The organism is Nonomuraea sp. NPDC050556, assembly GCF_044457355.1.
Lineage (GTDB): Bacteria > Actinomycetota > Actinomycetes > Streptosporangiales > Streptosporangiaceae > Nonomuraea.
On the sequence record NZ_JBITGU010000003.1, the window covers coordinates 260,575 to 281,689 of the forward strand.

21 protein-coding genes are annotated in these 21,115 nt (G+C 69.3%); 9 read left to right on the forward strand and 12 right to left on the reverse strand.

What is annotated here, in order from left to right; genetic code table 11:
- The first annotated feature begins 57 nt into the window (after positions 1-57).
- From ACIBG8_RS30320 to ACIBG8_RS30330, 3 genes are all read left to right on the forward strand, one after another.
- On the forward strand, positions 58-2,085 hold the full coding sequence (locus ACIBG8_RS30320) for a dipeptide ABC transporter ATP-binding protein (RefSeq protein ID WP_397346426.1): 2,028 nt from the start codon (positions 58-60) through the stop codon (positions 2,083-2,085).
- Positions 2,086-2,098: 13 nt separating this feature from the next.
- Positions 2,099-3,799 carry an ABC transporter family substrate-binding protein gene (locus ACIBG8_RS30325; protein WP_397346427.1) on the forward strand — a complete coding sequence of 567 codons (1,701 nt, stop codon included), beginning with the start codon at positions 2,099-2,101 and terminating at the stop codon, positions 3,797-3,799.
- 261 nt (positions 3,800-4,060) lie between these two features.
- Positions 4,061-5,137, forward strand: coding sequence for a winged helix DNA-binding domain-containing protein (locus ACIBG8_RS30330; RefSeq protein WP_397346428.1), 1,077 nt, complete (start codon positions 4,061-4,063; stop codon positions 5,135-5,137).
- Here the strand turns inward: ACIBG8_RS30330 and ACIBG8_RS30335 are convergent.
- From ACIBG8_RS30335 to ACIBG8_RS30355, 5 genes are all read right to left on the reverse strand, one after another.
- Positions 5,100-5,930, reverse strand: coding sequence for a biotin-dependent carboxyltransferase family protein (locus ACIBG8_RS30335; protein WP_397346429.1), 831 nt, complete (start codon positions 5,928-5,930; stop codon positions 5,100-5,102). The two genes, ACIBG8_RS30330 and ACIBG8_RS30335, sit on opposite strands and share 38 nt — an antisense overlap.
- The gene (locus ACIBG8_RS30340; protein WP_397346430.1) at positions 5,927-6,580 is read right to left on the reverse strand and encodes an allophanate hydrolase subunit 1; all 654 of its coding nucleotides are present in this window, start codon (positions 6,578-6,580) and stop codon (positions 5,927-5,929) included. Before ACIBG8_RS30340 ends, ACIBG8_RS30335 begins: the two co-directional genes overlap by 4 nt.
- On the reverse strand, positions 6,577-7,332 hold the full coding sequence (locus tag ACIBG8_RS30345) for a LamB/YcsF family protein (RefSeq protein ID WP_397346431.1): 756 nt from the start codon (positions 7,330-7,332) through the stop codon (positions 6,577-6,579). The genes ACIBG8_RS30340 and ACIBG8_RS30345 overlap by 4 nt, the downstream gene beginning before the upstream one ends.
- Positions 7,333-7,636: 304 nt before the next feature.
- Positions 7,637-9,121, reverse strand: coding sequence for a hypothetical protein (locus ACIBG8_RS30350; RefSeq protein WP_397347802.1), 1,485 nt, complete (start codon positions 9,119-9,121; stop codon positions 7,637-7,639).
- Between the two features lie 154 nt (positions 9,122-9,275).
- Entirely contained in the window at positions 9,276-9,500 is a 225-nt protein-coding gene (locus ACIBG8_RS30355) for a hypothetical protein (protein WP_397346432.1), read from the reverse strand.
- 154 nt (positions 9,501-9,654) lie between these two features.
- On the opposite strand from ACIBG8_RS30355, the gene ACIBG8_RS30360 reads away from it, so the two are divergent.
- The 4 genes from ACIBG8_RS30360 to ACIBG8_RS30375 all read left to right on the forward strand — a co-directional run bounded on the left by ACIBG8_RS30360 (position 9,655) and on the right by ACIBG8_RS30375 (position 15,227).
- Positions 9,655-10,215, forward strand: coding sequence for an HhH-GPD-type base excision DNA repair protein (locus tag ACIBG8_RS30360; protein ID WP_397346433.1), 561 nt, complete (start codon positions 9,655-9,657; stop codon positions 10,213-10,215).
- A gap of 194 nt (positions 10,216-10,409) precedes the next feature.
- Positions 10,410-12,503, forward strand: coding sequence for a SpoIIE family protein phosphatase (locus ACIBG8_RS30365; RefSeq protein WP_397346434.1), 2,094 nt, complete (start codon positions 10,410-10,412; stop codon positions 12,501-12,503).
- 225 nt (positions 12,504-12,728) lie between these two features.
- Positions 12,729-14,351 carry an RNA polymerase sigma factor gene (locus tag ACIBG8_RS30370; protein ID WP_397346435.1) on the forward strand — a complete coding sequence of 541 codons (1,623 nt, stop codon included), beginning with the start codon at positions 12,729-12,731 and terminating at the stop codon, positions 14,349-14,351.
- Between the two features lie 288 nt (positions 14,352-14,639).
- Positions 14,640-15,227, forward strand: a complete 588-nt coding sequence (locus ACIBG8_RS30375) for a Uma2 family endonuclease (protein WP_397346437.1) — start codon at positions 14,640-14,642, stop codon at positions 15,225-15,227.
- A 13-nt stretch (positions 15,228-15,240) separates the two neighbouring features.
- On the opposite strand, the gene ACIBG8_RS30380 is transcribed toward ACIBG8_RS30375, so the two are convergent.
- Together ACIBG8_RS30380 and ACIBG8_RS30385 are read right to left on the reverse strand one after the other, a co-directional pair.
- Complete coding sequence (locus ACIBG8_RS30380; RefSeq protein ID WP_397346438.1) at positions 15,241-15,804, reverse strand: dihydrofolate reductase family protein; 564 nt, start codon at positions 15,802-15,804, stop codon at positions 15,241-15,243.
- Positions 15,805-15,883: 79 nt separating this feature from the next.
- On the reverse strand, positions 15,884-16,273 hold the full coding sequence (locus tag ACIBG8_RS30385; RefSeq protein WP_397346439.1) for a VOC family protein: 390 nt from the start codon (positions 16,271-16,273) through the stop codon (positions 15,884-15,886).
- Positions 16,274-16,370: 97 nt separating this feature from the next.
- Here ACIBG8_RS30385 and ACIBG8_RS30390 point away from each other — a divergent pair, with 97 nt between their 5' ends.
- Positions 16,371-17,075, forward strand: coding sequence for a TetR/AcrR family transcriptional regulator (locus ACIBG8_RS30390; RefSeq protein ID WP_397346440.1), 705 nt, complete (start codon positions 16,371-16,373; stop codon positions 17,073-17,075).
- Here ACIBG8_RS30390 and ACIBG8_RS30395 read toward each other — a convergent pair whose 3' ends face one another.
- Positions 17,076-17,633, reverse strand: a complete 558-nt coding sequence (locus tag ACIBG8_RS30395; RefSeq protein ID WP_397346441.1) for an isochorismatase family protein — start codon at positions 17,631-17,633, stop codon at positions 17,076-17,078. It abuts the gene before it with no gap.
- 13 nt (positions 17,634-17,646) lie between these two features.
- Positions 17,647-18,387: a YaaA family protein gene (locus ACIBG8_RS30400; RefSeq protein ID WP_397346442.1), complete on the reverse strand. Its 741-nt coding sequence runs from the start codon at positions 18,385-18,387 to the stop codon at positions 17,647-17,649.
- A 33-nt stretch (positions 18,388-18,420) separates the two neighbouring features.
- Between ACIBG8_RS30400 and ACIBG8_RS30405 the strand changes: the two genes are divergently transcribed.
- Positions 18,421-19,593, forward strand: coding sequence for a hypothetical protein (locus ACIBG8_RS30405; RefSeq protein ID WP_397346443.1), 1,173 nt, complete (start codon positions 18,421-18,423; stop codon positions 19,591-19,593).
- Here ACIBG8_RS30405 and ACIBG8_RS30410 read toward each other — a convergent pair.
- From ACIBG8_RS30410 to ACIBG8_RS30420, 3 genes are read right to left on the reverse strand one after another with little or no spacing between them, the layout of a single operon-like run.
- Positions 19,493-20,023, reverse strand: coding sequence for a hypothetical protein (locus ACIBG8_RS30410; RefSeq protein WP_397346444.1), 531 nt, complete (start codon positions 20,021-20,023; stop codon positions 19,493-19,495). The two genes, ACIBG8_RS30405 and ACIBG8_RS30410, sit on opposite strands and share 101 nt — an antisense overlap.
- Entirely contained in the window at positions 20,020-20,544 is a 525-nt protein-coding gene (locus tag ACIBG8_RS30415) for a hypothetical protein (RefSeq protein WP_397346445.1), read from the reverse strand. The genes ACIBG8_RS30410 and ACIBG8_RS30415 overlap by 4 nt, the downstream gene beginning before the upstream one ends.
- On the reverse strand, positions 20,541-21,095 hold the full coding sequence (locus tag ACIBG8_RS30420) for a hypothetical protein (RefSeq protein WP_397346446.1): 555 nt from the start codon (positions 21,093-21,095) through the stop codon (positions 20,541-20,543). Before ACIBG8_RS30420 ends, ACIBG8_RS30415 begins: the two co-directional genes overlap by 4 nt.
- Between the last annotated feature and the right edge of the window lie 20 nt (positions 21,096-21,115).

Here is a 21,115-nt window from a genome sequence, read left to right on the forward strand (position 1 = left end):
GAGTGAGGTCACAAGTAAGCACGGCCTTTCTGTCATGAGGCCGACGAAGGAGGTCTCATGACAGAACCGGTTCTTGAGGTCACCGACCTCAACGTCTCCTTCGGTCCCGTGCGCGCCGTGCGCGGGGTCAGCTATGCCGTACGGCCGGGCGAGGTGCTCGGCATCGTCGGCGAGTCAGGGTCGGGCAAGTCGGTCACCTCGGCGGCCGTCATGGGGCTGCTGCCGCAGAACGCCGAGGTCACCGGGTCGGTCAAGCTGCACGGCAAGGAGCTGATCGGCGCGCCGGAGAAGACGCTGACCGCCTTCCGCGGCAAGACGATCTCCATGGTCTTCCAGGACCCACTGTCCGCGCTCACGCCCGTCTACCGGGTCGGCGACCAGATCGCCGAGGCCGTGCGCATCCACCAGAAGGTCACCAAGGAGCAGGCGGCCGTCAAGGCGGTCGAGCTGCTCGACCTGGTCGGCATCCCCAACCCGGGGCAGCGCGCGCAGGCCTTCCCGCACGAGTTCTCCGGCGGCATGCGCCAGCGCGCGGTGATCGCGATGGCCATCGCCAACGACCCCGACGTGATCATCTGCGACGAGCCGACGACCGCGCTGGACGTGACGATCCAGGCGCAGGTCCTGGAGGTGCTCAAGACCGCGCAGCGGGAGACGGGCGCGGGCATCGTCATGATCACCCACGACCTGGGGGTCGTGGCCGGGTTCGTCGACCGCGTCCTGGTCATGTACGCGGGGCGGCCGGTCGAGGTCGGTGACGTCGACGACATCTACTACCGCATGCGCATGCCGTACACCGTGGGTCTGCTCGGCTCCATCCCGCGGCTCGACCAGGGCGAGCGGGTGCCGCTCACGCCGATCGAGGGCAACCCGCCCTCGCCGGCCGCGCTGCCGCCCGGGTGCCCGTTCGAGCCGCGCTGCCCGATGGCGATCGAGGCGTGCGTCGAGGTCGAGCCGGTGCTGGAGGAGGTCGGGCCGCGCCACAAGGCGGCCTGCATCCGCTGGCCCGACGTGCGGCCGAGGGTGCCGGGCAAGCACGAGGCCCCGGCGCAGGGGCAGGAACGGCGCAGCCGTACCGACAGCCAGGTCGTGCTGGAGGTGGACGGGCTCGTCAAGGAATATCCGCTGCTCAAGGGGTCGGTGTTCAAGCGCAGGGTCGGCACCGTGCACGCGGTCGCCGGGATCAGCTTCGACGTGCGCGAGGGCGAGACGCTGGGGCTGGTCGGCGAGTCCGGCTGCGGCAAGAGCACGACGCTGATGGAGATCCTGGAGCTGGTCAAGCCGCAGGAGGGCACGATCGTCGTGCTCGGCCGCGACACCTCGAAGATCGGCCCGCCACAGCGCATGGAGATCAGGCGCGACATGCAGGTCGTGTTCCAGGACCCGCTCGCCTCGCTCGACCCGCGCATGACCGTCTACGACATCCTCGCCGAGCCGCTGCGCACCCACGGCGTCAGGAAGCCGGGCCGCCGCATCTCCGAGCTGCTGCGCCTGGTCGGGCTGGACGCCACGCACGCCGCCCGCTACCCGCAGGACTTCTCCGGCGGCCAGCGCCAGCGCATCGGCATCGCCCGCGCGCTGGCCCTGGAGCCCAAGCTGGTGGTGCTGGACGAGCCGGTGTCCGCGCTCGACGTGTCGATCCAGGCGGGCGTGGTCAACCTGCTCGACTCGCTGAAGGCCAGGCTCGGCCTGTCGTACCTGTTCGTCGCGCACGACCTGGCCGTGGTCCGCTACATCGCCGACCGGGTGGCCGTCATGTACCTCGGCCGCATCGCCGAGATCGGCCACGTCGACCAGGTCTACGACGCGCCCATGCACCCCTACACGCAGGCGCTGCTGTCGGCGATCCCGCTCCCCGACCCGGAGAAGGAACGTTCCAGGAAGCGCATCCTCCTCGAAGGCGACCTCCCGAGCCCGGCCAATCCCCCCTCGGGCTGCCGCTTCCGCACGCGCTGCCCGAAATTCAGGACTCTCACCGACGGCGAGCAGGCCGCGTGCGTGGACGTCGAGCCCGACATCCGGCAACTCGACACCGACCACGGCGTGGCCTGCCACTACGCCGGAAAGCTCGAAGTCGTCCCTTAAAGCAGGAGGAATTGTGAAAGCATCCCGTCTCGCCATGGCGGTCGCCGTGGCAGGTTCGCTCGCCCTGGCGGGCTGCGGTGGCGGCGGCGGTGACAGCGGGGGCACCAGCGGTGGCGGCTCCGGCGGCGGCGGCGCGGCCGGCAAGGCGTACGACATCAACCCGCAGCCGCGCGACAAGGTCAAGGACGGCGGGACGCTGCGCTGGGGGATCAACGAGTTCCCGACCCAGTGGAACAGGAACCACGTCGACGGCAACCTGGCCATGGCGGCCGTCGTCAGCAACGCGCTGCTGCCGCAGCCGTTCGTCTCCAACGAGAAGGCGGAGATCGCGGCCAACCCCGACTACCTGGTCGACGGCAAGATCACCGCCACCGAGCCCAAGCAGGTCGTCACCTACACGCTCAACCCGAAGGGCAAGTGGTCCAACGGCGAGGCGATCACCTGGGCTGACTACGAGGCCCAGTGGAAGGCGCTGAACGGCAAGAACAACGACTTCCACGTCGCCTCGACCACCGGTTACCAGGACATCGAGAGCGTGGCCAAGGGCAAGGACGACTACGAGGTCGTGGTCACCTTCGCCAAGCCATTCGGCGACTGGCAGTCGCTGTTCGGGCCGCTGCTGCCGAAGTCCACCAACGAGTCGCCGGACACCTTCAACAAGGACTGGCTGAACAAGATCCCGGTGACGGCCGGGCCGTTCAAGTTCAAGGGCTTCGACCAGACGGCCAAGACGATCACGATCGTCCGCGACGACAACTGGTGGGGGGACAAGGCCAAGCTCGACCAGATCATCTACCGCGCCTCGGAGCAGGACTCGCTGATCGGCGCGTTCGCCAACGGCGAGCTCGACCTGGTCGACCTGAACGTCTCCGCGCCCGACTACGCGCGCGCCAACGCCACGGCGGGTGGTCAGGTACGGCAGGCGGCAGGGCCCGACTTCCGGCACTTCACCTTCAACGGGTCGAGCGACATGTTGAAGGACGTGAACGTGCGGCAGGCGATCCAGCTGGGCATCAACCGGCAGGCGATCGCGCAGAGCGACCTGCAGGGGCTCAACTGGCCGATCACGCTGCTGAACAATCACTTCTTCATGAACACGCAGGAGGGCTACCAGGACAACGCGGGTGAGCTCGGGGTGTACAACGCCGAGAAGGCCAAGCAGATGCTGGACGCCGCCGGGTGGAAGATGAACGGCGCGGTGCGGCGTAAGGACGGCAAGGACCTGAACCTGCGGTTCGTGGTGCCGTCGGGGGTGCAGGCGAGCAAGTCGGAGGGGGAGCTGGTGCAGAACATGCTCACCCCGCTGGGGGTGAAGATCACCATCCAGGCGGTGCCCAGCGATGACTTCTTCACCAAGTACGTCATTCCCGGCAACTTCGACATGACGCCCTTTTCGTACATTGGGACGCCTTTTCCGGTTTCGAGCAGCTACGGCATTTACGCGAACTCGCCTGACGGGAAGAACTGGAACGCCAACTTCGGCCGGACGGGGTCGGCGGCGATCGACGCGGCCATGCAGAAGGCGGGGGCGAACCTCGACCCGAAGGGCGCGATCGCTGACACGAACGCGGCGGACAAGCTGATCTGGCAGGAGGTCAACGTGTTGCCGTTGTACCAGCGGCCGCAGAACGTGGCCGCCAAGCAGACGCTGGCGAACGTGGGGGCTCGCGGCTTCTACGACCTGAAGTACCAGGACATCGGCTTCACCGGCTGACCAGCGCGTTTCTGAAGGCCCCCGGACACGAGGCTGTCCGGGGGCCTTCCCACGCCCACGCCCCTCACCACCCCACGCCCCTCACCACCCCGCGACCCTCACCACCCCGCGACCCCCACGACCCCCACGACCCCCACGACCCCCACGACTCCCACGACCCCCACCACCCCACGCCCAGGAGCCCCAACCCCCCACCCCCAAAGGACCTCACCCCCCGGAGGGGCCGCGTGGAGTGTCGGAGGGAAGGTGTAGAAGGGTTGCGTGAAAGTGACGTGGGAGCAGATATTCGCCTGGCGGCTGGACCGCCAGTTCGTGACCGCCGGTGACGGTGCAAACGCCGTGGAGGTGGCCCGCAGGCTGTGCGGGGTCCAGGCGCAGGTGGCCTCGTCGGCCAGGCACGCCATCGCACTGCGCACCCCCGACGCGGACACGGAAACACCCCTGTGGCACGACCGCACCCTGGTCAAGACGTGGCTCATGCGTGGCACCCTCCACCTCCTCCCCGCCGACCAGCTCCCCGACTACTGCGCCGCCCTGGCCACCCTGCGAGCCTGGGAGAAAGGCTCCTGGCAACGCGGACACGGCGTCACCGCCGCCGAGATCGGCGCGATCATCGAAGCCGTCCCCCAAGCACTCTCCAAAAACCACCTCACCAGGGAAGAGCTGGTCGACGCCGTCGTCGAGGTCACCGGCGACGAGCACCTGCGCGACGCCCTCACCTCGGGCTGGGGCGCCCTCCTCAAACCCCTCAGCCGCCTCGGCGAGCTCTGCTACGGCCCCCCGAGGGACGGCAAGGTCACCTTCGCCAGCCCACGCGACTGGCTCCCGCGGTGGCCGGAGGAGCTCCCCCCACACGAGGAGGCGGGCGTCCGCGTCGCGAGGGCGTTCCTCGCCGCCCACGGCCCCGCGACGATGGAGATGTTCGACACCTGGCTGTTCGGCGGCGTGGCCAAGAAGAGCGTGCTCAAGGCCTGGTTCAACGGCCTGGCCCCCGAGCTCACCGAGGTCGACGCCCAGGGCACCAAGCTCCTGGCCCTCAAGGAACACCTCGACGACCTCGCGGCGGCCGAGCCCGACGGTCGCGTCCACCTGCTGCCCGGCTTCGACCAGTACATCCTCGGCGCGCCACGCAAGCTCGAACCGCTCATCGCCCCCGAGGCCCGCCCCAAGGTGAGCCGTACGGCAGGCTGGATCTCACCCGTGGTGATCTACCGCGGCCACGTGGCCGGAGTCTGGGAACCCAAGGGAGACCTCGACCTGTTCGAGGACGTCCCCACGAAGGAGCTCGACAGGGCGCTGCTCAGGCTGGGCGAAAACGCACCTCGTCCCCAGGCCTGAGCTGGGCGGCCACCGGCAGGTCCGCGACCGAGACCACGGCGATGACCGGATAGCCACCCGTGGGCGGATGGTCGGCGAGGAACACGATCGGCTGCCCGCTCGGCGGCACCTGGATCGCCCCGGCGACCATGCCCTCGCTCTGCAACTCGTCCTCGCGGGCCCGCGCCAGCGGCGCGCCGCGCAGCCGTACGCCGACGCGGTTGCTGTCCTGGCTCACTTCGTACGGCCGCGCACAGAGCGCGGCCAGCGCGTCCGGGACGAACCAGTCGTCGCGCGGCCCGGCCAGCACCCGCAGCACCGGCGGCCCCGGCACGGCGACCGGCGCGACGTCCACGGTGATCGGAAGGGAGGCCGTCCCCACGGGAAGGACCGTTCCCTTGCGCAGCGGCGGCGGCCCGAGACCGGACAGCGAGTCCGTCGACCTGCTGCCCAGCACCGGCTCCACCGCGATCCCGCCGCGCACGGCGAGGTAGGTGCGCAGGCCGTGCGGGGGGTTGCCGAACCGCAGCTCGTACCCGGCGGGCACCCAGAACGGCGCGTTCATGCCGCCCAGCGAGACCGGGCAGGCCGCGCCCGCCAGCGCCACCCACGCCGCGTCCGCGAAGCGCAGCACAGCGCCGCCGAACGTCAGCTCCAGCCCCGCGGCCCCCTCGGCGTTGCCGACGAGCCGGTTGGCCAGCCGCAGGCTCGGCGCGTCGGCGGCGCCGGAGCACGGAACCCCCAGGTGGGCGTAGCCGAGACGGCCCAGATCCTGCACGGTCGTGTAAGGACCGGGCGCGAGCACCTCGATCATGCGACCTCGAATCGCACGCGGGTGCCCGGCTGGAACAAGGACGGCGGATCCGCTCGGACATCCCAGATCCGCAGGTCGGTACGGCCCAGCAGCCGCCACCCGCCGGGCGAGGCGGTCGGGTAGACGGCGGCGTGCGGCCCGGCGATCGCCACGGAACCCGCCGGCACCGACGTGCGCGGGGTGTCGAGGCGCGGCAGGTGCAGGACGGGATCGAGCCCGGTCAGGTAGGCGAAGCCCGGCGCGAACCCCAGCCACCCCACCACCAGCTCGGACCCGGTGTGCCTGGCGACCACCTCGTCCACGGACAGCCCCGTCTCGGCCGCCACGTCGGCCAGGTCGGCGCCGTCGTAGACCACAGGCACGGTCACCAGGGCGGCCGCACTGTCCTGGAACGTCACCGGGTGGATCGCGGACTCCAGCGCGGTGGCCAGGTGGGCGCGCAGGCGGCCCGGGTCGGCCCCAGGGGCCACCACCAGGACCGTCGAAGGGCCTGGGACGATCTCGACGACCCCCTCGGGACGCGCGGCGCGCAGGAGGGCGTCCAGGCGGTGCGACACCTCCAGGGCGCCGGTCTCCACCAGCAGCCCGTGCTCGCCCGTCCTCCGAATGGTCGTGCCCCCAGCCGTGCCTCCGGTCGTGCTTCGGGTCATGCGAAGGCCTGCAGGACCACGCCGGCGGCCAGGAGCCCGTCGCGCACCCCCTGCGCGAGCCGTACCGCGTCAGGGGTGTCGCCGTGCACGCAGATCGAGCGCGCCCGCACCGGCACCTCGGTGCCGTCGACGGCGGTGACCGTACCCTCGACCGCCATGCGCACCGCGCGCGCCGCCACGGCGGCGGGATCGTGGATCACCGCGCCCGGCTCGCGCCGCGGGACCAGCGTGCCCGCCGGGGTGTAGGCGCGGTCGGCGAAGGCCTCGGCAACCGTCTCGACGCCCTCCCTGGCCGCCGCAGCGTGTACGGCGGAGCCGGGCAGGGTCAGCAGCGGCAGCGCGGGATCGTAGTCGGCGACCGCCTCGACCACGGCCTGCGCCTGGAGGGGGTCGCGGACGATGCGGTTGTAGAGCGCGCCGTGCGGCTTGACGTAGGCCACGCGCCCGCCCATGGCGCGCGCGATGCCGTCGACGGCGGCGAGCTGGTAGAGCACCTCGGCGCAGAGCTCCTCGGGCTCGACGTCCATCTCCCTGCGCCCGAAGTGCGCCAGGTCGCGGTAGGACACCTGGGCCCCGATCGCCACCCCGCGGTCCACGGCGGCGGCGCAGGTGCGGCGGATCGTCACGGGGTCGCCGGCGTGGAACCCGCAGGCGACGTTGGCGCTGGTGACGATGTCGAGCAACGCCATGTCGTCACCGAGCCGCCAGACGCCGAAACCCTCGCCCAGATCCGCATTGAGGTCGATCTGCATCCCCCCATGATGACGGGTAGGACTTCCCCTTGTACGGCGGAGCGATCACAGGCCTTTCAAACACAAGCCTCTCGATCACCGAGCTTTTCCAAGCGCCGGGTCGGCGAGAGGTGGTACGGCGGAGCTCGGCGCAACGTGTGCGGCGACCAGCCCGAGGCCGCGGACGGCGACCAGCCGGAAGGGCGGGTGTTCCAGGGGCGACACGGGGATGTGACGGCGCCCAGCCCGCACGCCCGAATGCCGTGGATCGGACAGACCGCAGTGACGACGGCGAGTGGTGCGAAACCCGGCCCCGCCGTACCCCCTAAAACTCGTCCGGAATGTCAGCGATGTCATCCAGCGCCGACGCCAGCTCGTCCGGATCGTCCCCGATCCGCTCAGCGATCTCGATCAACACATGCAACACGTCGTGCCGATCATGCCCCAGGTCGAGCAGCCGCTGCGCCGCCTCCCACATCTGCGGCGGATCCCCCTCCCACAACCGCGAAGCGATCTCCTCATGCCACGCCAGATGCTCCTCGTAGTCCGCCCGCCCGTGCTCCACCACGTGGTCGATCTCCAGCAACGTCCGCCGGTCCGCCTCGTCAGCCGGGTTCAGCAGATCGAGGTCGATGTCCCCATGCGTCCCCTGCAGATACGGAAAAGCGAACACCCGCCTGGCCAGCGCCGACAGGTCCCCGTCCGGCAGCAGCCGGTCCAGCAGCCCCTGGTCCAGCCCCAGCGAGGCAGGATCGTGATAAGCCTCAGGAAACTTGGCCGTAGCCTCCCAGACCCCGTCGAGCGTCGCCTTGAGCCCCTGCTCCGGCAGCCCGGTACGGCGGGCAGCGAACCGCACCCACGCCGACAGCACGTGCGGCATCGCCTCCTGCTCGGCGGCCGACAACATGACCTTGCGCGGCAGCCAGTCGAGCAGGAACGTCTCGCACTTGGTGGGGGAGACCCGCAGCGGCCGGGAGAAGTCCTGCTCGCAGCCGTAGTCGATGATGTGGTCGGCGCACCGCGAGGCGGCCGACGGGTCGGACAGGTGCTCGGCCGCGTCGGAGGCCAGGAACTCGGCCGCCAGCATCGCCCGCCGCTCCCGGCTGTAGGGGGCCTCGATGTGCAGGGGAGCGGGCCGCTTGCGCCCCGGCGGCAGCGCCTTGAGCCGCGAGCGGGCGAACGCGTGGTAGGCGCTGTAGCTGTCGCTCACCGGCGGCGGCGTCTTCGGCTCGCCCGTGGCCTTCATCGCCGACTCCAGCAGCGCCCTGGCCTGCTGCGGCTCGATCTCCTCGAACAGCAGCATCGGGTTGGCCTCGGCCTCGGCGCGCGCCTGCTCCAGCAGCTTCTCGACCTCCGAGGACACCCAGGCGTCGCGCGCCATCCCGCGCATGTTGTAGTCGACCACCATGACCAGCGCGTGCCGGTCGAGCCCCGAATAGGCGAACGTGCACACAACAGTGTCCTGGTCGCCATAGGCGTCGCGGGAGACGTAACAGCCGGTCGGCTTGACCGCGCCCACCCGGTCGGCCCAGCCCGGCCTGGCCACGCCGGACTCCATGAGCGCCAGCGCCGCGCCCTCCGCCTTGGCCCCCTGTCTGGCCGTGCCGAGATAGGCCAGCGCGATGAGCAGCGTCAACGACGCCGGCGTGCCCGCCTTGGCCGCGTAGTCGACCAGGCCCTCGCCGAGGACCTGCTCCACGTCTCCGCCCCTGACGCGCCGCCCCCACCAGGCGCCGATCATGTCGGACACCATCAGCTCGGCGTCGAGCGGGCTGCGCACTGCCAGGAGTTCGCGCGCCGCCTGCACCATTTCCTGGAACACGTCGTCTGGCGGGGTGCTCTCCCGGGGATCTCGTCGGTGTCGGCGCACGCCCTCACTCTCTCGCATGCTGATCTGGATGTCGCGCCCGCTTAGCCGCGCTAGGGGCCAAACTGGTGCGTAGAACGCAGCCTGGTGACCGATGTTATCGGGGAATCCGCGGCGGAGGCGCGGAGTTCACGATGGCGAGCAGGTGCTCACGGGCGATGCGTTCGACGATGCCTGGCGTGGCATCGATGCCGAGATGCTCGGCGCACGCGCACACGTCGGCCACGCAGCGGTCGATCGTGTCCACGGAGACGGTCAGGAACTCCTCGGCCAGCCTGAGGCTGACGGACTCCCTGCTGAGGCGTGTGGCCAGAGCGAGCATAGGTAAGAGATTCCTCTGGTGACCCAGGGCAAACCCCCAGGAATGGACGCATGGGAGACTCGCGCTCTCATTCCATCGGTTCTCGGGCGAGTGTCAACCCTCCTTGCCGTCTGTGTTCGCTTCTTCCGAAGGCCTTTCGTGCGAAGCTGGTTTCATGCGCATCCAGCTCGCCCAGCGGACCGAGGCAGACGACTTGCTAGACCGGAGTCCGCTCGCCCTGCTCGTCGGCATGCTGCTCGATCAGCAGATCCCGATGGAATGGGCGTTCACGGGCCCCTACACCATCTCGGAGCGGCTCGGACACGACCTCACGGCCGAGGAGATCGCCTCCTACGACCCGGAGAAGTTCGCCGAGCTGCTGGCGGAGAAGCCTGCCGTTCACCGCTATCCGAAGTCGATGGCCGGGCGCGTGCAGCAACTGGCCGCCTACCTCGTCGAGCATTACGGCGGGCGGCCCGAGCAGATCTGGTCGGACGCGAAAGACGGCAAAGACCTGTTCAAAAGGCTGCAGGACCTTCCCGGGTACGGCAAGCAGAAGGCGCAGATCTTCGTTGCCCTGCTCGGCAAGCAACTTGGTGTCCAGCCTCCCGGATGGCGCGAGGCTGCGGGGGCATATGGGGACGAAGGTTCCTTCCGCTCCGTCGCCGACGTCGTCGACGCGGGCAGTCTGATCAAGGTCCGTGAGACGAAACAGGCGGCCAAGAAGGCCAAGTAGCGTGATCTTGCTGCGCACAGTGGAGCGATTTTGACAGGATGCGTTGACCGTATGGCGGCCGGGGCTTCCGTCCGCGCATGCCCATCGCCGATGATGTACAGCAGAATCCGGTCGCCCGGAGCTGCGCTACGCCGAAACATAGTTATGGAGATGTGCCGCGTGGGAGACCCAGGCACGCGACGGAGGTGCCGACCATGAGCGCCGAGACCTCCGTCCCCCGTCCTCGGGAGTCGGGTGTGGACATCTCAGACTCCGGCCTGTTCAAGGGCCTGTTGTCGGAGGCAGAGTTCGCCTTCGCTTTCTTCGACCCGGAGGGCCGCTTCCAGCGGGCCAACGAGGTCTTCACCGATGTCGTCGGCGTGTCCGCCGAACGGCTCACCGGGCATCTGCCCAACGCCGTGCTCGGCGCCGACCTCAGCCAGGTCGTCACGCACGCGGTGCAGTCCGTCATCGAGAGCGACGGCCCGGTCACCGAGGGGCGCGTACGTGTGCGCGGCGCCGAGGGCGACACGAGGCACTGGTCGATGTCGTTCTCGCCGATCCATGGCGACAAGGGCGAGCTGCTGGCGATCGCGCTCGTGGGTGCTGATGTGACGGAGAGCCGCCAGACCGAGGAAGACCTGCGCCGCAGCGAGGAGCGTTACCGCTCGCTGGTCGAGGCCCAGTCGCAGCTGGTGTGGATCACCTCGCCCACCGGCGCCGTGGTCGAGGACGCGCCGCAGTGGCGCGCGATCACCGGCCAGGGGCTGGAGGAATACCTGGCGCACGGGTGGCTGGACGCCGTCCATCCTGACGAGCGGCAGCACACCGAGGAGGTGTGGCGCGAGGCGCTGCGCGGCCGCGCCATGTTCGAGTGGAACTACCGGGTACGCACCAGAGCCAGCGGATACCGCCACTTCGAGGTGCGTGCCGTACCGATCATCAGGCATGGCCGGGTGGTCGAGTGGGTGGGCGCCAACACCGACGTCACGCCGCAGCGCGAGGCCGAGGAGATGCGCGGCAGGCTGACCGACCAGCTCGGCGCCGCCGCCCTCCGTACGGCTCGCCTGCAGGGCGCCACGGCCCAGCTGGCCGAGGCGCTGACGGTCGAGCAGGTGGTCCAGGTCATCATCGACGTCGGCCGCACGGCTCTGGCCGCGGACCGCTCAGCCGTCGCCCTGCTCGACCAGGACAGGGCGGCGCTGAAGGTGGTCAACGGCGGCGCCATGCCGGAGATTCCCGGCGCGTCCGGCGAGGAGATCCCGCTCTCGCACGCCAGCGTGATGACGATGGCGGTCAACAGCCGGCGGCCGGTCTTCGCCGAGTCCTCTGACTCGCTCAAGGCGCAGCTGCTCGACGTGGGCGGCGACGAGGAGGCGCTCACCAGCTTCCTCAAGCACAGCGACGAGCGGGCCTGGGTGGGCCTGCCGCTGCTCGCGGCTGGCCGTGCGCTCGGCGCGCTGCGGTTCTCGTTCACCAGGCCGCAGAAGATCTCGCCCGAGGACGGCGTCTTCCTGGAGGCGCTGGCCGGGCAGTGCGCGCTCGCCGTGGAGCGAGCCACGCTGTTCGAGCGCGAGCACAAGACCGCGGAGACGCTCCAGAGGAGCCTGCTGCCCGACCGCCTGCCGGTGGTCAAGGGCCTCATGCTGGCCCAGCGTTTCCGCTCGGGCAGCCGTCACGTGCAGGTCGGCGGCGACTGGTACGACGCGTTCGTCCTCCAGGACGGGCGGGTCGCCGCGGTCGTCGGCGACGTCATGGGCAAGGGCGTCAAGGCGGCCGCCGGAATGGGCCGCATCCGCAACGCCATGCGGGCCCTGGCGCTGACCAACCCGCCTCCAGCCGCCGTGCTGACCGGTCTCGACCGGGTCTTCGAGGCGACCGAGGAGGAGGAGCAGGTCACGACCCTGGCGTACATGGTGGTCGAGCCGGGCACCGGCGAGGGCACGCTGGCGCTGGCCGGTCACCCGCCGCCCGTCCTGGTGTCGCCTCAGGGCACGGCCGTGCTCGCCGAGACCGAGCCGGGCACCCCGCTGGGGTGGCCGACCTCGCGGCGGCAGTTCCGGTTCGTGATCCCGCCCGGTCACACCGCGGTGCTCTACTCCGACGGTCTCGTGGAGAACAGGAAGCGCGGGCTGGATGCCGGACTCGCGGAACTTTGCTCGGTTGTGACCGAAGCGCCGCCTGAGGTGGTGAGTAGTCCGCACATGTTGCTGGACTTCCTGGTTGACCGCATGTTGTCGGGATATGAGCAGGATGACGACGTCACGGCGCTCGCCATTCACGTTCCTCCTGCCACGAAGAGTGACTGAATGAAACAGTCATAAGGGTTGCTTTCGGGTATCAGTGCCGCGCTTCCGTACGCACTACTGTCTGGGTCGGCCTAGGGTGGAGGTCAACCGCCGGGAGGTGGCCTTACGGAGTGCTGGGTCGTGTCAGAATGCTGGACACGGTCTGCACACACTCCAAGAGAGGCAACTGCCCCCCAGCGGGGCATCTGGGTCCATTGTCGCCACGCGTTCGTTCGAGAGGTGTTCGTGTCGCCTGCAAGTTCGACTCGCTCGAAGCCATCTGAGCTGAACGAGCCCGTCATTCAGCGGCTCCTCGAGCGTGGGCGCTCGCAGGGTTTCCTCGAGTCTGAGGATGTCCGCCAGGCCTTCGAGGAGGCGGACATTCCGATGTCGCACGCCGCCGCATTTTTGCGGAACCTCAGTAAAGAGGGCGTGACCGTGGTGGTGACCGCCGCGGATTCGGCGGCACCGAAGAAGTCCCGAGGACCAGCAAAGCGCCGTACCGCTGCCCCCGTCAAGACGAAGACCGCAGCGGCCGCCAAGGAGCAGCAGCCGGAGACCGTGACAGCGGTCGTCGGCGCAGCGGAGGCCGAGCAGTCGGCCAAGAAGGCGGCCCCCGCCAAGAAGGCCGCGCCAGCGGCCAAGAAGGCGGCAGCTCCTGCAAAGAAGGCCGGAACCGAGAACAACTCGGGCCCGGCCGACACCAAGCCCAAGTCCCCTGAAGGGGTCGACGACGAGGACATCGAGCTCGACGGCGACGTCGAGCTGGAAGACCTCGAGGACATCGACGTCGAAGACGTCGTGGTCGAGGACGTCGTGGTCGAGGAGACCGAGACCGACGACGACTCCGAAGAGGAGCCGAAGCCGGAAGCGGTCGCCAAGGTCGCCGAGGAAGAAGTCCTCATCCTCTCCGACGACGACGATGACGCCCCCGTGGCGCAGGTCGCCGCCGCCGGTGCGACGGCCGACCCGGTCAAGGACTACCTGAAGCAGATCGGCAAGGTCCCCCTACTCAACGCCGAGCAGGAGGTCGAGCTCGCCAAGCGCATCGAGGCGGGTCTGTTCGCCGAGGAGCAGCTCGGCGGCGACTCCGACGCGCTGCCCGTCGACGTGCGGGCCGAGCTCGAGTGGATCGCCGAGGACGGCCGCAGGGCCAAGAACCACCTGCTGGAGGCCAACCTCCGCCTGGTGGTCTCGCTGGCCAAGCGCTACACCGGCCGCGGCATGCTCTTCCTGGACCTCATCCAGGAGGGCAACCTCGGTCTGATCCGCGCCGTCGAGAAGTTCGACTACACCAAGGGCTACAAGTTCTCCACCTACGCCACGTGGTGGATCCGGCAGGCGATCACCCGGGCCATGGCCGACCAGGCGCGGACCATCCGCATCCCGGTCCACATGGTCGAAGTGATCAACAAGCTGGCCCGCGTCCAGCGGCAGATGCTGCAGGACCTGGGCCGCGAGCCCACGCCGGAAGAGCTGGCCCGCGAGCTGGACATGACGCCCGAGAAGGTCGTCGAGGTCCAGAAGTACGGTCGCGAGCCGATCTCTCTCCACACCCCGCTGGGTGAGGAGGGCGACAGCGAGTTCGGAGACCTCATCGAGGACTCCGAGGCCATCGTGCCGGCCGACGCGGTCTCCTTCACGTTGTTGCAGGAGCAGCTGCACTCCGTTCTCGACACGTTGTCGGAGCGGGAGGCGGGCGTCGTGTCGATGCGGTTCGGCCTGACCGATGGGCAGCCCAAGACGTTGGACGAGATCGGCAAGGTCTACGGGGTGACGCGCGAGCGCATCCGGCAGATCGAGTCGAAGACGATGTCCAAGCTCCGGCACCCGTCGCGGTCGCAGGTTCTGCGCGACTACCTGGACTGACGTTTTCCACGAAAGAGGCCCGCACCCCGGTTCCGGGGCGCGGGCCTCTTTCGCATGGGCCTTCGCTCTTACGTGCTCCGCACGAATAGGCTCCGGGCTGTGTTTCTTGGCGTGGGCTCCGCCTCGGAAGAGGCCCTCGCTCCGCAAGGACTGTCTTTCGGCGCTCTTCGCGCCCGAGGCGTCACGCGCGGTGAGAATGTGTACAGCGGGTCTGTGGCGTGGCCGATAGTGGGTTAACCGTCACTGACGCGCCCGAAGACGGCTTCCGACTCATACGGGGAGAGGGGCATGGCAACACCATCGTGGTTTGATTCGTTCCCGGACGTCATGAGCGAGGCTGAATACCGGGCGCTGCCAGAAGATGTGGGTAGAAGCATCGAAGTCGTACATGGTCATGTCATCAAATGCGAGTCGCCGGCTCCGCGACACCATCGCATCGCTCGACGCGTCGCCAACGCCTTGGAAGCGGCGCGTCCCAGGACTGGGCCCTGTCTGAGTGTTGAAACCGACATCGACGTGGTGCTCTGGAGGGTTCCCAGATTCACCTTTCGTCGCCCGGACGTGGTGGTCTACAAGTGCCAGGACGATCCGGCGCAGAAGCCGGACGCCTCGCAAACGCTGGCGGTCGTCGAGGTTTCGTCGCCTGGCACCGTACGTGAGGATCTGACTGACAAGCGCGCCCAGTACGCCGCCGCCGCGATCCCGCTCTACCTGCTCTTCATCCTCGACGAGAAGTACCAGGTCCTCGAGGTCAGAGAGTTTCACCTGGATGCCGTGGCCTCCGAGTACCGGTTGCATGAGGTGCACACGGAGGAGCTCGTGCTGGAGCTTCCCATTCGCCTCACCATCCCCTTCGCGGCGCTCATCGCTCCCTGAGGCCCCACCGGGGTCAGGAGGTGGCGGGGGTGTAGTGGAGGGCGGTGATGCCGCAGGTGAAGGGGGTGGTGGAGACCAGGCGGAACGGGTGGTTGGCGCCCGTGCTGGGGAACACCGGCATCCCGGCCCCGATCGCGGTCGGGTTGACGAACAGGTGGAGGTCGTCGATCAGCCCGCGCGCGATCAGGTCGGCGACCAAGGTCCCTCCGCCGCACACCATGAGGTCCCCGCCCTCCTGGTCCTTCAACTTGGTGATCGTCTCCGTGAGGTCGCCGCCCGCGACCACGGTGTTCTCCCAAGGCGACTCGGTCAGCGAGTTGGAGATCACGACCTTGGGCGTGCCGTTCATCTTGTCGATGGACTCCTGCGTCTCGCCCTCCGGCCCGGCCGCCCACGTGGGGATGAAGCCCTCGGCCAGCTTGCGTCCCAGCACGATGCAGTCGACGTCCTCCCAGAGCCCGGCCACGTGGGCGGAGATGTCGTCGGTCCAGGGGAACGCCATCCAGTCCATCTCGCCGTTCGGTCCTGCCATGTAGCCGTCGATGCTGACCTGCACCTGGAGCTTGAGCTTGCGCATTTCGTTCTCCTTCGGAAAGTTCGGAACGTTGATGTGCCGTAAGACTCGCTGAGGGCGCTTACGGAATGTTTAAGGTGCCCTAAAGGGGCATGTGCAGGACGTTCCACAGGTGTCCGTCCAGGTCGCGGAAGCCGCGCGAGTACATGAAGTCCTCGTCCTGCGTCTCGCCCGCCACCGTCCCGCCGGCGGCGACGGCGGCGTCGGCCAGCTCGTCCACCCGCTCCCTGCTGTCGAGCTCCAGCGCGAGCGCCACCTCCTGCGCCGTCGCGGTGTCGACGGGTTCCCTGCCGGTGACCGTACGGAAGAAGGGCTCCGTGACCAGCAGCGCGTAGATGCCGTCGTCGATGATCATGCAGCCCGCCTCCTCCCCGGTCAGGTTCGTGTCGAAGGCGAAGCCCAGCTTGGTGAAGAAGTCGATGGCCGCGCCGAGGTCGCTGACGTGCAGGTTCACGAAGATCTTGGTAGCCATTTCCAGCCTTGTCTCTCTGGGACGCTTGAGTGTCCGTCGGACACAAGGTGTACGGTAGACACAACGTGATCCGGTTGGCAACCCCGAGGAGGACGGCATGGCGACGGAAGGTTTGCTCTGGGACCGTGAGGAGCACCAGGCGAAGAAGGCGCGGCCCGCGCTGAGCTTGGAGGCGATCGCCCGTGCCGCCATCGAGGTCGCCGACACCGACGGCATCCCCGCCCTGTCCATGCAGCGCGTCGCGGGCGACCTCGGTTTCACCAAGATGTCGCTCTACCGCCACGTGGCCACGAAGGCCGAGCTCATGGCCGTGATGATCGACACGGCGGTGGGGGAGCCGCCCAGACTGGACGGCGTTTCTGGCGGATGGCGGCCGAAGCTGGAGGAGTTCACCAGGCTGCTGGCCGGGACGTGGGAGCGGCACCCGTGGCTGCCGATGGTCACGGTGGGCAACCGGGTGATGGGTCCCAACGAGGTCGGCTGGACCGACGCGGCCGTCAGCGCGCTGTCGGAGACGCCTCTGACGGGGGGTGAGCGGATGGCGTCGGTGTTCCTGGTGTTCGCGCACGTGCGCAACACGCAGTCGACCGCCGCGGCGGGCACTCAGCCGTGGTCAGCGGACGACAGCGTGGCCGCGACCATCGGCGACCTCATGGCCAGGCACGGGGCGCGCTTCCCCCACCTCAGGAAGGCGATGGCGGAGACCGGCGACGTGCTCGACGACAACGGCCGCAGGTTCGGCCTGGAGCGCATCTTCGACGGAATCGACGGGCTCATCGCCCGTCTTGACAAGAATTCCTGACTAGGAAGCGTCGAAGGAGACGTTCTTGGTCTCGGCCGTGCCGCCCTTCCGTCCGGGGGCCGTGTGGTAGGTCCAGTAGAGGTTCGTGTGCGCGATGACGACGGCGGGCGGCGGCCCGCCCCACTCCGTCTGGTCCTCCGTGGTGTGCGCGTCGCTGACGAGCGTCGCGTCGTAACCGCGCACGATGGCCCCGTGCAGCGTCGACCGTACGCACTCGTCGGTCTGCGCGCCGACGACCACGAGCCGCCCCACACCGAGCCCAGCCAGGACGGACTCCAGCGACGTCCCCTCGAACGCGTCGCTGTACAGCTTGCCGAGCACCGGCTCCGCGTCGCCGGGGACGAGCTCGGGCACGATCTGCCAGGCGTCGCCCCCTTTGACCAGGTGCTCGTTGGAGTGCTGGAACCAGACGACCGGCACCCCCTCGCCCCGCGCCCGCTCGACCAGAGTCGCGACGTTGGCGACCACGGAGTCGCGCTCGTAGGCGCCCTCGACGACGCCGTTCTGCAGGTCGAGCACCAGGAGCGCGGTGTTCGGCCGGTTCTGGAGGGTGGTCATGGCCACCACGATGTCAGTGGCCGGTCTCCACGTCGAGGGTCCACGGCCGCGCCGGCGCGGGCCGCTGGCCCAGCCGTACGGCGAAGCCCAGGTCGGCCAGCGCCTCGGCCAGTTCGGGAGCCGTCGCGGGCGTCGCGCCGCTGACCAGCAGCGCGCGGGCGAGCTCGCCGCGCGTCGCCTTGGCCATGTGGCTGATGACCTTGCCGTTCTGGAACACCCGGACCGACACGGAACGGTCGCCGGGCTTCCATGCCCCCGCATAGGTGGCGGACCGCATGTCCACCACCAGACCGGGCAGCCGGTCCAGCTCCTTGGTGATCGACGGCCGCCAGAAGGCGGCCAGCCCGCCCAGCGGCGGCAGCGTGACGCCCATGGACAGCCGGTACGGCGGGACCCGGTCGGTGATCCGCAGCACTCCCCACAGCCCGGAGAAGATCAGCAGCCGCTCCTCGGCGCGCTTCAGCGCCTCGTCGTCGAGCGTGGCCAACCCCAGGTTGTCGTAGAGGACGCCGGTGTAGAGCTCGGCGGCGGTCAGCGTGGGTGCCGTCTTGAGCACGACGTTCTTGGCCAGCTCGGGGGCCAGTCCGGGCGACAGCCCGAGCACGTCGAGCGCGTCGCGCCGGCGCGAGGCCTTCACCAGTGCGCTCACCGTGCGCTTGCGCGAGCGGTCCAGCGCGGGGAAGGACAGCTCGCCGAGCGTTGGACCGTTCCCCTCGGACGCCTTGCCCTCCGAGGGCGGCAGCAGAATCAGCACGATGTCGGAGCCTACCTGTAGCATCCATCGGTGATGTTGCCGTTGCGAACCCTCTCGCTCGCGGCCCGTAACGTGTTGCCCCTGGCGTTCTTCTACACGGCGGGCCGGGTCGTGCATGATCTCGTCCTGCTCTGCGCGGTTTACGTGGGAGATGTGGCGGGGCCGAGGAAATACCTCGGTTTCGCGGTGATGAGCCTGGCCGTGCTGGCCACGCTGGCCGCTTATGTCGCGATGTTGCGGGTGCTCACCCCGCAGACCGTGGACGGCGCGGCTGAGGGGCAGGGGCGTGACCGGCTGGGCGCGGTGATCGCGCACACGCTGCTGCCGTTCATCGCCTTCTACGGCGCGTGGGGGCTGTTCGCTGGCGACGTGCAGCAATACAGCATCCTGGCGCAGGAGCTCTTCGGCGTGCAGCAGATCAAGAACCTCGAGTTCGATCCGCTCGTCGTCACCTCGGCGATCGCCGCCGCGGCCTTCGGAGTGAGGGTCGCTTTCGAGAAGGCCTACGAGCGGACGCGCAAGGCCCTGCTCGGCCTGCTCACGACGGTGTTCGAGTCCATGTGGATGTTCTTCGCCGTCGTCAGCGTGGAGGTGTTCATCTCCGCGCGCGTCGACTGGGTGACCTCCAGGGCCGCCTGGGTGGGCGCGCGCGACGCGGTCGGGGCGGTGCTCGGGCCGGTCGGCGACGCCGTCGGCCTGGTGCTGCCCGAGCCCAAGGACGCGTTGCTGATGCCGCTGATCTGGCTGACCATCGCGGCGGTCGTGTACGGCAGGCAGATGGACAGCGACGCGGCGGCCGTCTCCAGCGCCCGCGCCGAGCGGGTGTGGAACGGCGTTCCCGCCCCGGTGCGGAACGCCGCCGAGTTCGTCTCACGCGACCTTCGCGGCAAATACACGCCGATGCTCAACGGCGTGCGCCTGGTGCTGCGCGCGGGGCCGATCTTCTTCCTCGGCTTCTGCCTGTGCTACGTCGTGCTCACGGTGGCCCGCGACTGGGCGTTCATCGGCGTGACCAGGCTGGCCGGGCCGCACGACGCCGACTGGTGGACGGTGTGGCACGGGCCGATCAAGTTCGGCGTGACCGCCGTCTACGAGGTGCTGCGCATCAGCCTGCTGGCGGCCGCATTCCAGCTGCTGGCGCAGGCGGCGCCAGCCGTACGAAGTCGGGGACGCCGTCGAGCCGCACCTCGACCAGCAACGAGCTGACCGCGTCGGCGGGCACCACGAACGACGCCTGCCACGTCACCTCCACGCCAGGCGTGGCGAGCACGGCCTTGTACTTCTTGTCCAGCTTCGTGCACAGGGTCGAGACGGCTTCGCGCCCGGTGACCCCGCTGGCCGGGCCCCAGATCCGGTCGCGGCCGTCGCGCACCGAGGCGTCGCAGCCCTTGGCCATGGACGTGCTCGCCGCGGCGTCGCCCGGGGTCACGCCGATCACCGCGGTCAGCGGTTTCGTTCCCGGCGGAAGCTGCCGGTCGCTGGTGGCGGGCTCCAGGCTGATCAACCGCCACGTGGACCCGGCGAAACGGCCGGATTCGACGGGGGAGTCGGTGTGCTCCAGCTTCGGCCCGACCTGGATGGCCACCAGCGCGCACACGGCCGCCACCAGCCCCAGCCCGTATTTCAGGTGCCTCATTCCGACCGCTCCACGATCACGGTGTCCTTGGGCTGCAGGCCGGTCACGGCCAGGTCGATGTCGACTGCGGGCCCGAGGGCGCCCATCACCCCCTGGTCGACGTGCAGCACCGCGCCCTCAGCCGACGCCCAGGGCAGCTCGAAGGCGAGCGAGCCCGAGCGCGGAATGCCCGGTTCGAGCTGGGCGAAGTCGAAGCCGAGCAGCCGGTCGGAGGCTCCGTACCGGGTGCCGTCCCTGGTCACCAGCGTGGCGTCGCCGATGCGGACGGCCTCCTGGGTGGCCGTCCCGGTCATCCGCAGCACGACCCAGACCCCCTGCGTGGTCTTGCGCTCCTCGCCGACCGTCAGCGTCCGCCCGAGCTCCACCCCGTCCACCCGCAACGTGTACGGCGGAGCCGCCACGTCCTCCTTCATCCCGCCATGGGAGGCGATCGGCTGGTAGATGCGGTCCGCGTCGGGAATCAGCCGCTGCGCGACGCCGATCGCCACCACGAGCGCCACCCCGGCCAGGACCCGCCTCATGCCCGCTCCAGCCCGGTCTCCAGGGTCGCCACGACGCCCTGTTTGTACCAGAGCGAGGTGCCCGAGCTGTAGCCGAGCAACGACCAGCTCGGCTGGTAGATCGCGTCGTGCACGGCCACGCTGATGCGCCGCGCGTCGGCCACGCCCTCGGGCAGCTGCCAGGTGAACCGCACCTGCTCGGGCATGCCAGGCTGGAAGGACTTCGCGCTCTTGTCGCGCAGGATGACGTTTTCCTTCTGGTCCATGACCGGGTCGAGCGCGCGGCCGTCCACCTTGACGTCGAAGGAGAGGAAGACGGTCGTCAGATCCACCGGCATCGGGCTCACGTTCGCGACATCCAGGTCGAGCGTCACCAGCCGCTCCTTGGCCACGAAACCCGCGCGTCTGGGGACGACGTCCACCCGGTGGCCCTTCACCCGCTGGCCCATGGTGATGGGTTTCGCGGCGTTCTCGCCCGCGTCCTCCAGGCCGCCCAGGGGCCAGGCGACGGCGAACGGCAGCAGCACGGCGGCTCCGGCGGCCGCGAACCACTTCCAGGCTGGGGCACTCACGCGGAGCATCTTAATAGGGT

Bases quoted from the DNA above. Each gene is read 5' to 3' on its own strand.
- ACIBG8_RS30320 (WP_397346426.1), top strand. From the start codon at position 58: ATGACAGAACCGGTTCTTGAGGTCACCGACCTCAACGTCTCCTTCGGT.
- ACIBG8_RS30335 (WP_397346429.1), bottom strand. From the start codon at position 5,930: ATGATCGAGGTGCTCGCGCCCGGTCCTTACACGACCGTGCAGGATCTG.
- ACIBG8_RS30340 (WP_397346430.1), bottom strand. From the start codon at position 6,580: ATGACCCGAAGCACGACCGGAGGCACGGCTGGGGGCACGACCATTCGG.
- ACIBG8_RS30345 (WP_397346431.1), bottom strand. From the start codon at position 7,332: ATGCAGATCGACCTCAATGCGGATCTGGGCGAGGGTTTCGGCGTCTGG.
- ACIBG8_RS30350 (WP_397347802.1), bottom strand. From the start codon at position 9,121: ATGGTGCAGGCGGCGCGCGAACTCCTGGCAGTGCGCAGCCCGCTCGAC.
- ACIBG8_RS30355 (WP_397346432.1), bottom strand. From the start codon at position 9,500: ATGCTCGCTCTGGCCACACGCCTCAGCAGGGAGTCCGTCAGCCTCAGG.
- ACIBG8_RS30360 (WP_397346433.1), top strand. From the start codon at position 9,655: ATGCGCATCCAGCTCGCCCAGCGGACCGAGGCAGACGACTTGCTAGAC.
- ACIBG8_RS30365 (WP_397346434.1), top strand. From the start codon at position 10,410: ATGAGCGCCGAGACCTCCGTCCCCCGTCCTCGGGAGTCGGGTGTGGAC.
- ACIBG8_RS30375 (WP_397346437.1), top strand. From the start codon at position 14,640: ATGGCAACACCATCGTGGTTTGATTCGTTCCCGGACGTCATGAGCGAG.
- ACIBG8_RS30380 (WP_397346438.1), bottom strand. From the start codon at position 15,804: ATGCGCAAGCTCAAGCTCCAGGTGCAGGTCAGCATCGACGGCTACATG.
- ACIBG8_RS30385 (WP_397346439.1), bottom strand. From the start codon at position 16,273: ATGGCTACCAAGATCTTCGTGAACCTGCACGTCAGCGACCTCGGCGCG.
- ACIBG8_RS30390 (WP_397346440.1), top strand. From the start codon at position 16,371: ATGGCGACGGAAGGTTTGCTCTGGGACCGTGAGGAGCACCAGGCGAAG.
- ACIBG8_RS30395 (WP_397346441.1), bottom strand. From the start codon at position 17,633: ATGACCACCCTCCAGAACCGGCCGAACACCGCGCTCCTGGTGCTCGAC.
- ACIBG8_RS30405 (WP_397346443.1), top strand. From the start codon at position 18,421: ATGTTGCCGTTGCGAACCCTCTCGCTCGCGGCCCGTAACGTGTTGCCC.
- ACIBG8_RS30410 (WP_397346444.1), bottom strand. From the start codon at position 20,023: ATGAGGCACCTGAAATACGGGCTGGGGCTGGTGGCGGCCGTGTGCGCG.
- ACIBG8_RS30415 (WP_397346445.1), bottom strand. From the start codon at position 20,544: ATGAGGCGGGTCCTGGCCGGGGTGGCGCTCGTGGTGGCGATCGGCGTC.